Source organism: Mesorhizobium sp. LNHC209A00 (assembly GCF_000502915.1).
Classification (GTDB): Bacteria; Pseudomonadota; Alphaproteobacteria; order Rhizobiales; family Rhizobiaceae; genus Mesorhizobium.
Genome location: NZ_AYWT01000004.1, coordinates 334,447 through 348,538 on the forward strand (window position 1 = coordinate 334,447; position 14,092 = coordinate 348,538).

14 protein-coding genes and 1 pseudogene are annotated in these 14,092 nt (G+C 62.8%); 8 read left to right on the forward strand and 7 right to left on the reverse strand.

Annotation, left to right across the window (positions count from 1 at the left end; translation table 11 throughout):
• Nucleotides 1-6: 6 nt before the first annotated feature.
• Together X739_RS152655 and X739_RS152650 are read right to left on the reverse strand one after the other, a co-directional pair.
• A complete protein-coding gene (locus X739_RS152655; RefSeq protein WP_023794670.1) occupies nt 7-846 on the reverse strand; it encodes an amidohydrolase in 840 nt (279 codons plus the stop codon).
• A 63-nt stretch (nt 847-909) separates the two neighbouring features.
• Nucleotides 910-1,695 carry an IclR family transcriptional regulator gene (locus tag X739_RS152650; protein WP_023771193.1) on the reverse strand — a complete coding sequence of 262 codons (786 nt, stop codon included), beginning with the start codon at nt 1,693-1,695 and terminating at the stop codon, nt 910-912.
• Nucleotides 1,696-1,852: 157 nt separating this feature from the next.
• On the opposite strand from X739_RS152650, the gene X739_RS152645 reads away from it, so the two are divergent.
• The 8 genes from X739_RS152645 (at nt 1,853) to X739_RS152610 (ending at nt 9,138) form a co-directional block, all read left to right on the forward strand.
• Nucleotides 1,853-3,172 (forward strand): sugar ABC transporter substrate-binding protein, encoded by a 1,320-nt coding sequence (locus X739_RS152645; protein ID WP_023794671.1) that lies wholly within the window; start codon nt 1,853-1,855, stop codon nt 3,170-3,172.
• Between the two features lie 126 nt (nt 3,173-3,298).
• Nucleotides 3,299-4,195 (forward strand): sugar ABC transporter permease, encoded by an 897-nt coding sequence (locus tag X739_RS152640; RefSeq protein ID WP_023771195.1) that lies wholly within the window; start codon nt 3,299-3,301, stop codon nt 4,193-4,195.
• A gap of 2 nt (nt 4,196-4,197) precedes the next feature.
• Nucleotides 4,198-5,064, forward strand: coding sequence for a carbohydrate ABC transporter permease (locus X739_RS152635; RefSeq protein ID WP_023782328.1), 867 nt, complete (start codon nt 4,198-4,200; stop codon nt 5,062-5,064).
• A 4-nt stretch (nt 5,065-5,068) separates the two neighbouring features.
• A complete protein-coding gene (gene ugpC / locus X739_RS152630; protein ID WP_023771197.1) occupies nt 5,069-6,166 on the forward strand; it encodes a sn-glycerol-3-phosphate ABC transporter ATP-binding protein UgpC in 1,098 nt (365 codons plus the stop codon).
• 5 nt (nt 6,167-6,171) lie between these two features.
• Nucleotides 6,172-7,284: a mandelate racemase/muconate lactonizing enzyme family protein gene (locus tag X739_RS152625; RefSeq protein WP_023794672.1), complete on the forward strand. Its 1,113-nt coding sequence runs from the start codon at nt 6,172-6,174 to the stop codon at nt 7,282-7,284.
• A 9-nt stretch (nt 7,285-7,293) separates the two neighbouring features.
• A complete protein-coding gene (locus X739_RS152620) occupies nt 7,294-7,623 on the forward strand; it encodes an L-rhamnose mutarotase (RefSeq protein WP_023782331.1) in 330 nt (109 codons plus the stop codon).
• A complete protein-coding gene (locus X739_RS152615; RefSeq protein WP_023794673.1) occupies nt 7,616-8,692 on the forward strand; it encodes a Gfo/Idh/MocA family oxidoreductase in 1,077 nt (358 codons plus the stop codon). The genes X739_RS152620 and X739_RS152615 overlap by 8 nt, the downstream gene beginning before the upstream one ends.
• On the forward strand, nt 8,689-9,138 hold the full coding sequence (locus X739_RS152610) for a MaoC/PaaZ C-terminal domain-containing protein (protein ID WP_031252032.1): 450 nt from the start codon (nt 8,689-8,691) through the stop codon (nt 9,136-9,138). The genes X739_RS152615 and X739_RS152610 overlap by 4 nt, the downstream gene beginning before the upstream one ends.
• Here the strand turns inward: X739_RS152610 and X739_RS1000000170505 are convergent.
• From X739_RS1000000170505 to eutB, 5 genes and pseudogenes are all read right to left on the reverse strand, one after another.
• Complete coding sequence (locus X739_RS1000000170505; RefSeq protein WP_245273843.1) at nt 9,111-9,404, reverse strand: hypothetical protein; 294 nt, start codon at nt 9,402-9,404, stop codon at nt 9,111-9,113. The genes X739_RS152610 and X739_RS1000000170505 overlap by 28 nt on opposite strands.
• A 377-nt stretch (nt 9,405-9,781) precedes the next feature.
• Nucleotides 9,782-10,783 (reverse strand): N(2)-acetyl-L-2,4-diaminobutanoate deacetylase DoeB, encoded by a 1,002-nt coding sequence (gene doeB / locus X739_RS152605; RefSeq protein ID WP_023771203.1) that lies wholly within the window; start codon nt 10,781-10,783, stop codon nt 9,782-9,784.
• Between the two features lie 5 nt (nt 10,784-10,788).
• The gene (gene doeA, locus X739_RS152600; protein WP_023794676.1) at nt 10,789-11,967 is read right to left on the reverse strand and encodes an ectoine hydrolase DoeA; all 1,179 of its coding nucleotides are present in this window, start codon (nt 11,965-11,967) and stop codon (nt 10,789-10,791) included.
• A gap of 135 nt (nt 11,968-12,102) precedes the next feature.
• Nucleotides 12,103-13,095, reverse strand: a complete 993-nt coding sequence (gene eutC, locus X739_RS152595; RefSeq protein ID WP_023794677.1) for an ectoine utilization protein EutC — start codon at nt 13,093-13,095, stop codon at nt 12,103-12,105.
• Nucleotides 13,092-14,089: pseudogene (gene eutB / locus X739_RS01000000166085) on the reverse strand (hydroxyectoine utilization dehydratase EutB). The gene eutC and the pseudogene eutB overlap by 4 nt, the downstream one beginning before the upstream one ends.
• Between the last annotated feature and the right edge of the window lie 3 nt (nt 14,090-14,092).

The following is a 14,092-nucleotide window of genomic DNA, read 5'->3' on the forward strand; positions in this document are numbered from 1 at the left end:
AGGTCGCTATTTCAACCGCCATAGCCTGCGGGCATTATCCGACAACAGCCCGTCACGCTCCGAAACGCTGCAACCCGAAAGCAGCGCATGGGTCGCCGCCACCCAGGTCGAGAGACCGCCTCCAAGTGTGCAGACCGGCCAGTCGCTGCCCCAGACGACACGGTCCCAGCCGAATGAATTGATGGTGTGTTCGACGTAAGGCCGCAGCGTATCGACAGTCCAATTGGCGGGGTCGGCATAGGCGACCACGCCGGAAATCTTGGCCATCACGTTCGGGCGCCGTGCGATCTCGCTCATGTGTTCGCGCCAGGGATGCTCGGCTCCGCCCTTGATGTCGGGAACGCCGCAGTGGTCGAGGACGAACTGGACGTCGGGCGCAAGGTCGGCGAGCGCGATCGCTTTCGGAATCTGGTGCGGCAGCACCACGAGATCGAAGGTCAGGCCGGTGCCACCAAGCCGCTTGATGTTGTCACGGAACAGTGCGCCTTCGGATAGCTCGTCCGGGACGACGTGAAGGACGCGGCGGAACCCTTTGACGAAGGGGTTTGTCCGCTGGCGTGCGAGATAAGCGGCAAAGTCAGCGCCTTCGGGACGGCAGGATGCTATCGCCCCAGAGAGCATGCTGCCCGCTTGCCGCGACAGGCCCTCGATACGGGCGGTTTCCGCCTCGATGTCGGCCGGGTCGACATCGACCTCCATGTGCAGCACGCGTTCGATACCGGCGCGCTTTGCCTCCGTGGCGTATTCCTCATAGGAGAAATCGCGGTTCAGTGCCGGTACGCCGGCAAGCCAGGGGTAGCGAAGCGCCGAGCGATCGATGAGATGCAAATGGGTGTCGATGATCATGGCGGGCTCCTCCTGCAGCTTTTTTCGATCCTCTCACGGAGGAATTCTTCATTCAAATAAGAATTATGCCGATGATCCGACGGCCGACCCAGCCAGGTGAGACAGCTTCTCGCAGGTTGCCAGCAGCAACTCGATGGTCCGTGTGATGTCGGGTGCCGAGGGCGCGTTGACGACGGTTATGTAGGGGATCGACAGCGCCGCTATGGCCTTGCCGTCGGACCCGCGCACCGGAGCGGAAAGGTTGAAGACACCCGCGGTCTGCATGGAAGCCATCATCTCGTAGCCGCGGTCGCGGATCTGGTCGAGACGGGCGAAGAACTCGGCCGGCTGCGCGGTCTTGTCGGTGCTGCGGACGTGCTCCGAGATCATCATCTGCCGCTCTTCCGGTGAACGGAAGGCGAGCAGGACATGGCCTGAACCGGTGTCGAACAGGCTGATGTGGGAGCCGACCCGGATCGAAATCCCCCAGTAGTTCGGCGCCTCCTGCTGGCCTATCACCACGGCGGAACCGCGATCAAAAACAACTAGTTGGTTGGCCTGCTGCGAGGTCTCGGCCAGCTCCCGCATCAGCGGCGTCGCATAGGAAACCAGCCGCCGCACCGGCGCGTGCAATTGTGCCAGGCCAAACAGCTTGAGCGTCAGCGAATAGCGGTCGCCATCGAGCCGCGTGACGTAGCCGCGCCGCACCAGCCGGTCGAGCATGCGGTAGAATTCATTGGGGCTGCGGTCGAGCTTCTTGGCGATTTCCGCCTGGGTCAGGCCACCGTCCACGCCCGCTAGAAGCTCAAGGATGTCGAGCCCCTTGTCGAGCGCCGGCGCGCGATAACGCTCATCTTCACTGTCGTCCATGGCTCGTCCCTCCAGTGAATTCGTCTCTTCATATACGCAGGAACACAGCCTATGGAAATAAATTTCGCCTTGACGTACGGGTGAATGTTTTGTTTGTATATGAATGTGGCACTTCTTGTCACGTGACGAGTTGCGGGCGCACCCAGGGAGGATACCAATGAACAGACTGCTTTCCGGCGTATGCGCCGGCGCATTGATGCTTGCGTCAGGCGCAGGCACCGCCCTTGCCGGCGACCTGCCCGGCAAGTTCGACGGCGTGACCGTCGACGTGAAGCTGATCGGCGGCCAGCAATATGAAAAGCTCTACGAGCGCATTCCCGAATGGGAGAAGGCGACAGGCGCCAAGGTCAACATCCTGACCAAGAAGAACGGCTTCGACATCGACAAGGAATTGAAGTCCGACATCGCCTCGGGCAGCACCAACTGGTGCGTCGGCTGGAATCATTCCTCCTTCGCGCCGCAATACACCGGCCTCTACACCGACCTCAGCAAGCTCCTGCCGAAGTCGGAGATCGACGCCTTCGTGCCGTCGACGATCAAGGCGGCAACCATCGACGGCAAGCTGGAAATGCTGCCGCGTGCGCAGTTCGACGTATCGGCGCTTTACTACCAGAAGAGCCTGTACGAGAACGCCGACAACAAGACCAAGTTCAAGGCCAAATACGGCTATGATCTGGTGCCGCCGGACACCTGGAAGGAAGTCACCGACCAGGCTGAGTTCTTCGCCAACCCGCCGAATTTCTACGGCACGCAGTTTGCCGGCAAGGAAGAGGCGATCAACGGCCGCTTCTACGAAATGGTCGTCGCCGAGGGCGGCGAATATCTCGACAAGGACGGCAAGCCGGTCTTCAATTCCGAAGCCGGCATCCGGGCGCTCGACTGGTTCGTCAACCTCTACAAGGCCAAGGCCGTGCCGGCCGGAACCACCAACTACCTCTGGGACGATCTCGGCCAAGGCTTTGCCTCGGGCACCGTCGCCATCAATCTGGACTGGCCGGGCTGGGCCGGCTTCTTCAACGATCCTAAATCGTCCAAGGTCGCGGGCAATGTCGGCGTCAAGGTCGCGCCGAAAGGCTCCGCCGGAGTACGCACCGGCTGGTCGGGATTCCATGGCTTCTCGGTGACCGAGAACTGCCCGAACAAGGAGGCAGCGGCATCGCTCGTATGGTGGCTGACCAACGAGGACAGCCAGAAGCTCGAGGCCACCGCCGGGCCGCTGCCAACGCGCACCGCGGTCTGGGATTGGGACCTGCAGCAAGCCGCCAACGACCCTTACAAGAAGGAGGTTCTGTCGGCTTTCCAGGAAGAAGCCAAGCACGCCTTTGCCGTGCCGCAGACGCCTGAGTGGATCGAGATCTCGAACGCCGTCTATCCCGAGTTGCAGGCCGCGATCCTCGGCGACAAGACCTCCAAGCAGGCACTGGACGAAGCCGCCGCCAAGGCGAAGCAGATCCTGCAGGACGCCGGCAAACTGTAAGCATTGCTCACAAGATTGCCTCCCCCATCGTGAAATGAGGGAGGCGATCGCCTTTTGCCGGCGTTGCCCGTTTCATCATGTCGGGCCTCGGCCCAAAATCTGAATGCCAGATACCAGAGGAGCCCGATGAAGGGCCGCAAGCCATCCGCGCCATTACTGCTGCTGCTTCCGGCCATCGTCGTTCTGGCGGCGGTCGTCGTGGTGCCACTGCTTCTGTCGCTCTATTCAAGCTTCACCCCGTTCCGCCTGACCAAGCCCGAGACGTTCTTCGTCTTCATCGGCCTCAGGAATTACCTGTCGATCCTGGCCAACACCGATTTCTGGTGGGCATTCGGCCGTACCGTTCTGTTGCTGACGATCGCGCTCAATCTTGAAATGCTGCTTGGCCTTGGTCTCGCCATGCTGGTTGAGAAGGCGACGCGCGGCCAGCGCATCCTGCGCACGCTGATGATGTTTCCGATGATGTTCTCGCCGATCCTCGTCGGCTTCCAGTTCAAGTTCATGTTCAACGACAATATCGGCCTGGTGAACAATGCGCTGCAGTCGCTTGGCATCACCAGCGACGCCATCCCGTGGCTGATCGAGGGCCACCTCGCCTTCATCGCCATCTCGATTGCCGAGATCTGGTCGTCGACGGCGATCTTCGCCATCCTGATCCTCGCCGGGCTGCTCGCCATGCCCAAGGAGCCGATCGAGGCGGCGCGCGTCGATGGCTGCACGCCGTGGCAGACATTCCGCTATGTGACCTGGCCGTTCGTCATGCCCTTCGCCTACATCGCCATGACCATCCGCTCGCTCGACGTGGCGCGTGCCTATGACATCGTCAAGATCATGACCGATGGCGGGCCGGCCGGCCGCACCGAGCTTTTGTGGACTCTGGTGGCCCGCACCGCCTACAGCGACGGGCGCATGGGCATGGCCAACGCCATGGCCTACTTCTCGATCCTGCTGTCGATCGCCTTCACCGTCTATTTCTTTAACAAGCTCGCGGCGGCGCGCACGCAAATCGGCGCGGAGTGGTGAAGATGGACGAGAATTCTTCCGCCCGCCTAAAGCGCAGGCTGCTTGATATCGTCTATCGCATCGGCCTGCTCCTGGCGATGCTGACCATCTGCCTGCCGGGCCTGTGGATCGTGCTATCGTCGCTGCGGCCGACCGTCGAGATCATGGCCAAGCCGCCGGTGTGGATCCCGCAGGACATTTCGTTCGACGCCTATGTCGCGATGTTCTCAGGCATCGGCAAGGGCGGCATCCCTGTCATCGAATATTTCCGCAATTCGCTGATCATCTCTGTGACTTCGACGGTTATCGCGGTCGCCATCGGCATGGCGGGCGGCTATGCCTTCGCGCGCTACCGTTTTCGCGGCAAGTCGAGCGTCTTCCTCGGCCTGATGCTGACGCGCACGGTGCCTGGCATCGCGCTGTCGCTGCCACTGTTCTTCCTCTATGTGCGGCTCGGCATAATCGACACGCATTTCGGGCTCATCCTCGCCTATGTCGCGCTCAACGTGCCGTTCACCATCTGGCTGATCGACGGCTTCTTCCGCCAAGTGCCGAAGGATCTCGCGGAGGCGGCACAAATCGACGGCTGCACGCGCTGGCAGGCCTTTTGGCAGGTCGAGTTCCCGCTCGCCGGACCAGGTATCGCATCGGCCGCGATCTTCGCCTTCCTGACTTGTTGGAACGAGTTCGCGCTGGCCTCCCAACTGACCCGCTCGGTCAGCGCCAAGACGCTGCCGGTCGGCCTGCTCGACTACACGGCCGAGTTCACCATCGACTGGCGCGGCATGTGCGCGCTCGCCGTGGTGATGATCATTCCGGCGCTCACCCTCACTTTCATCGTCCAGAAGCACCTTGTCGGCGGCCTGACCTCCGGCGCGGTGAAAGGCTGATCTCATGGCAACGGTTTCCCTCAAAGAGCTGACCAAGCGCTACGGCAATATGGAGATCGTGCATGGCATCGACCTCGATATCACCGACCGCGAATTCATCGCGCTGGTCGGCCCTTCCGGCTGCGGCAAGTCGACAACCCTGCGCATGATCGCCGGGCTGGAAGAGATCAGCGCCGGTTCGATCGAGATTGGCGGGCGCGTCGTCAACGATTTGCCGCCGCGTTCGCGCAACATCTCGATGGTGTTCCAGTCCTACGCGCTCTACCCGCATATGACCGTGCGCGAAAATCTTGGCTTCTCCTTGAAGATCGCCGGCGCCGCCAAGGACGACATGGATCGCCGCGTCGCCGAGGCCTCGGCCATCCTCGGGCTGGATGCTTTGCTCGACCGTCGGCCATCGCAACTGTCCGGCGGCCAGCGCCAACGCGTCGCCATGGGTCGTGCCATCGTGCGCGACCCCGATGTCTTCCTGTTCGACGAGCCGCTCTCCAACCTCGATGCCAAGTTGCGCACGCAGATGCGCACCGAGATCAAGAAGCTGCATGCCAAGGTGCAATCGACGGTGATCTACGTCACCCACGATCAGGTCGAGGCGATGACGCTTGCCGACCGTATCGTCATCATGCGCGACGGCCATATCGAACAGGTTGGCACCCCAGATGAAGTGTTCCGCCGGCCGGCGACGCGCTTCGTTGCCGGCTTCATCGGCTCACCGCCGATGAATTTGCACGAGGCGACGGTCGACGACGGCCAGCTGGTTTTCGCCAGCGGCGCCAAGCTGCCCCTGCCCGGTCAGTTCAAGGCCAATGTCGCTGTCGGCGACAAGGTCGCGTTCGGGCTGCGGCCAGACGACATCTATCCGACCGGCCATGGTATCAGTTCCGGCGGCGCGGCCGACGTGCATCAGATCGAACTGCCGATCACCGTCACCGAACCGCTCGGCAACGAGACGTTGGTGTTCGTCGAGTTCAACGGTAGTGACTGGGTGTCTCGCATGCTGAACCCCAGGTCGCTGAAGCCAGGCGAGCGCGTCGCCATGAGCCTCGACCTGTCGCAGGCACATCTGTTTGCCGCTGAGACCGGAAAGACATTGCGGAGCTGACCGACATGGCCAAGATCGAAAAGATAGAATTGCGCATGGTCGACCTTGTGCCCAAGGTCAAGCGCACCGACGCGATCCAGAGCTTCGTCAGCCAAGAGACGCCAATCGTCACCATCACCGATTCCGACGGCGCGGTCGGAACCGGTTACAGCTACACGATCGGCACCGGCGGCTCGTCGGTGATGCGGCTCCTGTCCGACCATCTGGCACCGCGCCTGATCAGCCGGGATCCTGATATGATCGAGGCGATCTGGCACGATCTCGAATTCGCCTCCCACGCCACCACTATCGGCGCCATCACGGCAATCGCCATCGCGGCGATCGACACTGCGCTCTGGGACCTCAGGGCGAAGAAACAGAACCTGCCGCTATGGAAGCTCGCCGGCGGCGCCAAGGACCGCTGCCCGCTCTACACGACCGAAGGCGGCTGGCTGCACATCGAGACGCAGGCGCTGGTCGACGATGCGGTGGCCGCCAAGGCCAAGGGGTTTCGCGGCTCGAAGGTGAAGATCGGCAGGCCGCATGGCTCTGAGGACCTCGCGCGGCTCTCGGCGGTGCGCAAGGCAGTGGGCGACGGCTACGAGATCATGACTGACGCCAATCAGGGTTTCTCCGTCGACGAGGCGATCCGGCGTGCGGCGAGGCTTCGAGAACTCGATCTCGCCTGGATCGAGGAGCCGCTGCCGGCCGACGACATGGACGGGCATGTCAGGCTGTCGAATTCGACGCCGACGCCGATCGCCATCGGCGAGTCGCTCTATTCCGTCAGGCACTTTCGCGAATACATGCAGAAAGGGGCCTGCTCGATCGTGCAGGTCGATGTCGGCCGCATCGGCGGCATCACGCCCTGGCTCAAGATCGCCCATGCGGCGGAGGCCTTCGACATTCCGGTCTGCCCGCATTTCCTGATGGAATTGCATGTCAGCCTGACCTGCGCTGTTCAGAACGGCAGGTATGTCGAGTACATTCCGCAACTCGACCAATTGACCGGCAAGCGCATGCGCATCGAGGATGGGCATGCGCTGGCGCCCGACGAGCCCGGTATCGGCATCAATTGGGACTGGGACGCGGTCAAGGCCATGAGCATCGCCGAATTCACCACGGCGATCACGACATAAGGAGCTGATATGCAGCGGATGGGATTTGTACTCGGGCTGAAGCCGGAGAAGGTCGAGGACTATGTTCGTCTCCATGCCGCCGTCTGGCCTGACGTGCTGACCATGATTTCGGCATGCAACATCAAGAACTATTCCATTTACCTGAAGCGGCCGGAAAACCTGCTGTTCAGCACCTTCGAATACCACGGCGCCGACTACGAGGCTGACATGGCCAAGATGGCGGCCGATCCGAGGACGCAGGAATGGTGGGCCGTCTGCATACCTTGCCAGGAGCCGCTGGCGACCCGCAAAGAGGGTGAATGGTGGGCTTCGATGGACGAGGTCTTCCACCATGACTGATGCCGGTTTCGACCCTGCCTCACTCGTCCAGGCCTGGGCCAAACCCTCACAACCCCGACCGATCGTCACTTTCGGTGCAGGGTCGATTGTCGGCGACGCGCATTTCCCCGCCTACCGAAAAGCGGGGTTTCCGATCGCCGGTCTTTACGATCCGCACCAGGCCAAGGCGCAGGCCCTGGCCGATAAATGGGACGTGACGGCGTTCCGCTCGATGGAAGAAGCCGCTGGAATTAAGGACGCGATCTTCGATCTGGCAACGCCACCGGGGCGGCACGCCGATATCCTGAAGGCTCTGCCCGACGATGCGGTCGCCCTGATCCAGAAGCCAATGGGCAACTATCTCGGCGAGGCAAGCGAAATCCTCGGAATCTGCCGCGCCAAGAAGCTCAAGGCGGCGGTGAATTTCCAGCTCCGTTTCGCGCCGATGATGCTGGCGCTGAAGGACGCCATCGCCAAGGGCTGGCTCGGCGAGGTCGTCGACTTCGATGCCTGGCTGGCGCTGGCGACGCCTTGGCAGTTGTGGGAATTCCTGCTCAAGGCGCCGCGTGTCGAGATCGCCATGCACTCGATCCACTATCTCGACCTGATCCGGCAGTTGCTCGGCGACCCCAAGGGCGTGCATGCCAAGACGCTCGGCCATCCCAGTCATTCCGTGGCGCAGACGCGCACCAGCGCCATTCTCGACTATGGCGACACGGTGCGGTGCGCCCTGTCGATCAACCACGACCACAAGTTCGGGCGCCGGCATCAGGCCTGCGAGTTCCGCATCTGCGGCACCGAGGGCGCCGCCTATCTCAAGCTCGGTCTCAATCTCGATTATCCCCGGGGCGAGGCGGACATTCTGGAAATCTATCCGAAAGGCGGGTCGGACTGGATCGCGGTGCCCTTGACCGGCGAGTGGTTTCCCGACGCCTTTGTCGGGCGCATGGCAAATGTCCAGCGCTTTGCATCCGGCGAAGACGCCGAACTGATCAGTTCGGTCGAGGACGCATGGAACACAATGGCGCTGGTGGAAGCCGCCTATCGTTCGAGTGCGGCGCCGGCGACGCCGATCGCGGAAAGGCCCTGATGGAACAGATCAAGTATTTCGAGGACTACGAGATCGGCTCGACGCGGCTGACCAGCGGCCGCACGATTACCGAGACCGACTTCATCGTCCATGCCGGTCACACCGGCGATTTCTTCCCGCACCACATGGACGCCGAGTTCATGAAGACAACACCGTTCGGCCAGCGCATCGCGCATGGCACGCTGGTGTTCTCGGTCGGCATCGGGCTGACGGCAACGGTCATCAATCCCGTCGCTTTTTCCTATGGCTACGACCGGCTGCGGTTTATCAAGCCCGTGTTCATCGGCGACACGATCCGCACACGCACAACCATCGCGGCCAAGGAGGACGACCCCAAGCGACCGGGTTCCGGACGCGTGATCGAGCGCTGCGAAGTGATCAACCAGCGCGGCGAGGTGGTGCTGGCTGCCGACCACATCTACATCATCGAACGCCAGCCGGCCTGACGCAATGTCCGCCATGCGCCGGTAGCGCGCTTGGTGATGCGCTCCAGACCGAGCAGCAGGACCAGCATTGCCGCCACCAGGATCATGGTGAGTGCCGCCCCGGCAAAGATGTCGCCGCGATCGGTCAGCGAGAAAATCGACACCGGCAGCGCCTGCTCGGCCTCTTTAAGCTTGCCACTGGACAGTGCGGGAACAGACCGCCGGAGGGCCTCGCATTCAAGCAGTTCGCGGACCGCGTAGATTTCGGCGATTTCGGCGCCGTCCATCCCAGCAACATGCGCGACCTTCGTGGGATAAATGGAAACAATGCCTTCCACCTACAATTGGCGAAGCGCGTCCCGGATGGGCATGCGGCTGAAACCAAACTGCCCGGCCGGGTCATCCTGGCGCAATGTGGTGCCGGCCGCCCTCAGCGATCCGCTGGCAATGGGCTCTCGCAGGACATTGGCGACCTGTCCGCCACAGCATGCGGTTTCTCGATCAGGCCTTCCGTGAATCCGCGCAATCGAAGCTCCTGTATCGGTGAGCCTCGGCCTAATGGAAAACCATCGAGGATATAAGTATCCCGTGTGCGAGAACGGTTTGATCTCGAGCAGAAGAGTGGGCCCCGCCCGGCATGGTCCCGGGCAGGAAATCATATTAGTCAATCGACCTTCACGGCGACCACAGCGGCGCAGTCGCCAGCCTTGACCAAGCCTGGAAAATGCCGCGCCGCCAGCATCCCCGACATTTTGGCCCGGATTTCCCGCGGCGCAACGCCGGTGCGGCCGGTGGAATGGATGCGGGCCAGCACCGCGCCTTCTTCGACAGGTTCGCCGAGATCGACCATGGTTTCGATCATGCCGTCGTCCTCGGCGAAGGAGAAGCAATCGCCCGACGGCATGTCGAGCCACTGTGTTCTGCCCGTCTCGACCGCACCATCGACAATGCCGGCATGACGCAGGACATTGAGGATGCCGCGCCGTGCGATCCGCACGGTTTGCGCCCGCGAGGTGCCGCCGCCGCCCAGTTCCGTGCTGACGAAGACCTTGCCCATTTCCTCGGCCGCCGTGTCGTACATGCCGACCGAGTCGATCTCGATCATGCGCATCGAGAATGGTGCCGAGAATGCCGCCACCGCATCGAAGGCTTTCTGTTCCAGCGCCTTGTCGGGCAAGGTGTGTGCGGCGCAGAACGGCACGAAGTCGAGCGTCCTGCCACCGGAATGGAAGTCGAAGACGATGTCGGCGCGGGGGAGCAGTTCGCGCTGGAAATAATCCGCGATCTTCTGCGTCACCGTGCCGTCGGGCCGACCGGGAAAGCTGCGGTTCATGTTGCCCTTGTCGATCGGCGAGGTGCGCGTGCCGGCTCGAAAAGCGGGATAGTTCATCGCCGGCACGATGATCACGGTGCCGCTGACCTGGCTGGGATCGAGCGTGCGTGCGAGCTCGTATAGCGCCAGCGGCCCTTCATACTCGTCGCCATGATTGCCGCCGGTCAGCAGCGCCGCCGGCCCTGTGCCGTTGCGGATGACACAGATCGGGATCATCACCGAGCCCCAGGCCGAATCGTCACGGCTGTAGGGCAAGCGCAGGAAACCATGCTGGACGCCGTCACGATCGAAATCGACGGTCGGCGCGACCGGCGATGGGCGAAGACTTGACATCGGGCTCAATCCTTCACCACCAGCTTGCGCGGCACATTGGCCAGGCACTCCACACCGGTTTCGGTGATCAGGATGGATTCAGTGATCTCCAGCCCCATCGTCTCCAGCCACAGGCCGGTCATGAAATGGAAGGTCATGCCGGGCTTGAGTTCGGTGCGATCGCCGGGGCGCAGGCTCATCGTGCGCTCGCCCCAGTCCGGCGGATAGGAAAGCCCGATCGAATAGCCGGTGCGGTTGTCCTTGACGATCCCGTATTTCTTCAACACGGCGAAGAAGGCATTGGCGATGTCCTCGCAGGCATTGCCCGGCTTTGCGGCGGAAAGGCCGGCTTCCATGCCTTCCAGCGTTGCGTTCTCGGCATCGAGGAATTCCTGCGTCGGCTTGCCGAGGAAGACGGTGCGCGACAATGGGCAATGGTACCTGTTGTAGCAGCCGGCGATCTCGAAGAAAGTGCCCTCGCCCGACTTCATCGGTTTATCGTCCCAGGTCAGGTGCGGCGCGGAGGCGTCGGCGCCCGAGGGCAGCAGGGGCACGATCGCGGGGTAGTCACCGCCAATGCCGTCGACGCCGCGCGTACCGGCATCGTAGATCTCGGCGACGAGATCGTTCTTGCGCATGCCGACTTCGATCTTGTCGACGATGCGCTGGTGCATCGCCTCGACGATGCGAGCGGCCTTGCGCATATAGTCGATCTCGGTTGGGCTCTTCACCGCGCGCTGCCAGTTGACCAGCGCGGTGGCATCGACGAAGCGGGCGTTGGGCAGATGCTTCTGCAGCGAGGCGAAGGCGGCGGCGGAGAACCAGTAATTGTCCATCTCGACGCCGACGGTGAGCTTGCCCCAGCCGCGATCGGTCAGCACACTCGACAGGAAATCCATCGGGTGGCGCTCGGTCGACTGCACATAGTGGTCGGCATAGCCGACGATGTTGCCATCGGCGAGGTAGGCGGTGCGCTTGGCGCCGTTGGCGTCCTGTCCACGGCCATACCAGACCGGCTCGCCCGATGGCGGCACGATGACGGCCTGGTGGACGTAGAAGGACCAGCCGTCATAGCCGGTCAGCCAGGCCATGTTGGAGGGATCGCTGACGATCAAAAGATCGACGCCTTTTGCCTCCATGGCTTTCCGCGTCTTGGCGAGGCGTTCCGCATATTCGCTTCGCGAGAATTTCAGGTTCGGCTGCATTTTGTTGGTCCTCGTTTGTTGGGGCTGGAGCCCGTTTCAACTCCGTTGAATCTGGCTCCAGGGAATTTGTTGATTGAGCATGATCTGCGGGGAAAACCGGTTGCCATTTTCCGGATCATGCTCCTGCGGCCGGCGTCAGCTTTCGAAGATCGTTCCGGCTTTCGCGGCCAGTGCACGGTCGCGGGCGAGCGTGGCGATCGCTGTATCCTGCACGCCCGTGCCGGTCAGATCGGCAATGGTAATGTCGCCGGCCGAGCGCCGGCCGTGCCTCGCGCCGGCGATGATCTGGCCGAGCTCGGTCACCTCCACGTCTCCAGCCATCACGCCCGCCGCGATGGCATGGTGCAATTCGCCCAGGCGCCGCGTCTGTCTCGCGCTATCGGCGACATAGAGATCGGCCATGCGTAGTATCGCCGGCGCTATCTCGTTCTTGTGCTCGGCGTCCGAACCCATGGCGGTGATGTGCTGGCCGGCCGAGACAAACCCTGCCTTGATCAGCGGTTCGGTCGACGGGGTGGTCGTGACGATGATGTCGGCACCGGCAACAGCGTCGGCTGCGTCAGTCTCGGCGCGTACGTCGATGCCAAGCCTTTCGCGTAAGGCGACCGCGGTCACTTCGGCCTTGGCGCCATCGCGCGCCCAGATGCGGGCCTGCGTGATCGGCCGCACCAGCATCAGCGCTTGCAGTTGCAGCCCGGCCTGGACGCCGGCGCCGAAGATCGAGGCGAGCGACGAGTCCGGCCGCGACAGATGCTTGGCCGCGACGGCTCCCGCAGCAGCGGTGCGAACATCGGTGAGATAGCCGTTGTCGAGCAGCAAGGCCTCGACCAACCCTGTCTTCGACGACAGCAGCACCATCATCCCGTTGACGCTGGGCAGGCCAAGTTTGGGATTGTCGAAGAAGCCGGGGCTGATCTTGATGGCGAAGCCATCGATACCAGGCACATAGGCGGTCTTGACATCAACCTCGCCGCGATGCTGCGGGATATCGAGCCGCAGGATCGGCGGCATCGCCACCGGCAGCGTGGCGAGCGCGCGAAAAGCGTTCTCGATGCAGGCGACGGCGTCGAGATCGAGCGTCACGATTGTGCGCAGTTGAGCTTCGGTGAGGATGGTCATCCTGCTCATGCGGCGCGCTCCGAAATCGCTGGCATTTCCCCGCAGACGATTTTCCTGTGCAGTTGCATGTCGATGTTGCGGCCGGAAAGCACAACCACTACCGGCCCCTCCGCCTTGACCTTGCCGGCGAGCAGCGCCGCGATGCCTACCGCACCGGCCCCCTCGACGATCTCGCGTTCCTGTTCATAGGCGTGCCGAATGCCGGCAGCGATTTCGTCCTCGCTGAGCAGGACGACATCGTCGAGCAGGTTACGGCACATGGCGAAAGTCAGCCGGTTGTCGAGGCCGATGCCGCCGCCGAGCGAATCCGCCAGCGTCGGCAGTTCCTCGACCAGCACGGGGCGGCCCGCATCGAGGCTGGCCTTCATTGCCGCCCCNCCCCGCGCGCCATCGACACGCCGACGACTCTTGTTCCGGGACGGATGCCCTTGACGGCGGCCGCCACACCCGAGGCCAACCCACCTCCGGACAGTTGCACCAGCACCAGAGCGGCATCCGGGACCTGCTCCATCACCTCCAGCCCGAGCGTGCCTTGACCGGCAATGATGGCCGGATGATCGAAGGGTGGCAGCATGACAAGCCCCTCCTCCGTCACCAGCCGCTCGACCTCCTGCTGGGCATCGTCCTGGCTGTTGCCGACGATACGGATTTCCGCGCCGAGGCGACGGATTTCGTCCAGCTTATTCTTGGGTACCAGTCGAGACATGCAGATCACAGCACGCATGCCCTCGAGCTTTGCCGCATGCGCAAGCGCACGGCCATGATTGCCGGTCGATGCCGCGACGACGCCGCGCGCCTTCTCCTCGGCATCAAGCGAAGCGACGGCGTTGGAAGCGCCGCGCAGCTTGAAGCTGCCGGTGGTCTGGCGGTGCTCGAGCTTGAGCTGAACCGGAACGCCCAGCCCTTCGGAGAGACTTGCAGAAAGCACGATCGAGGTGCGCTCGATCTTGCCGGCAATTCGCTCGCGCGCGGCACGGATATCGCCAAGGGTCACGGTCGCCATGGT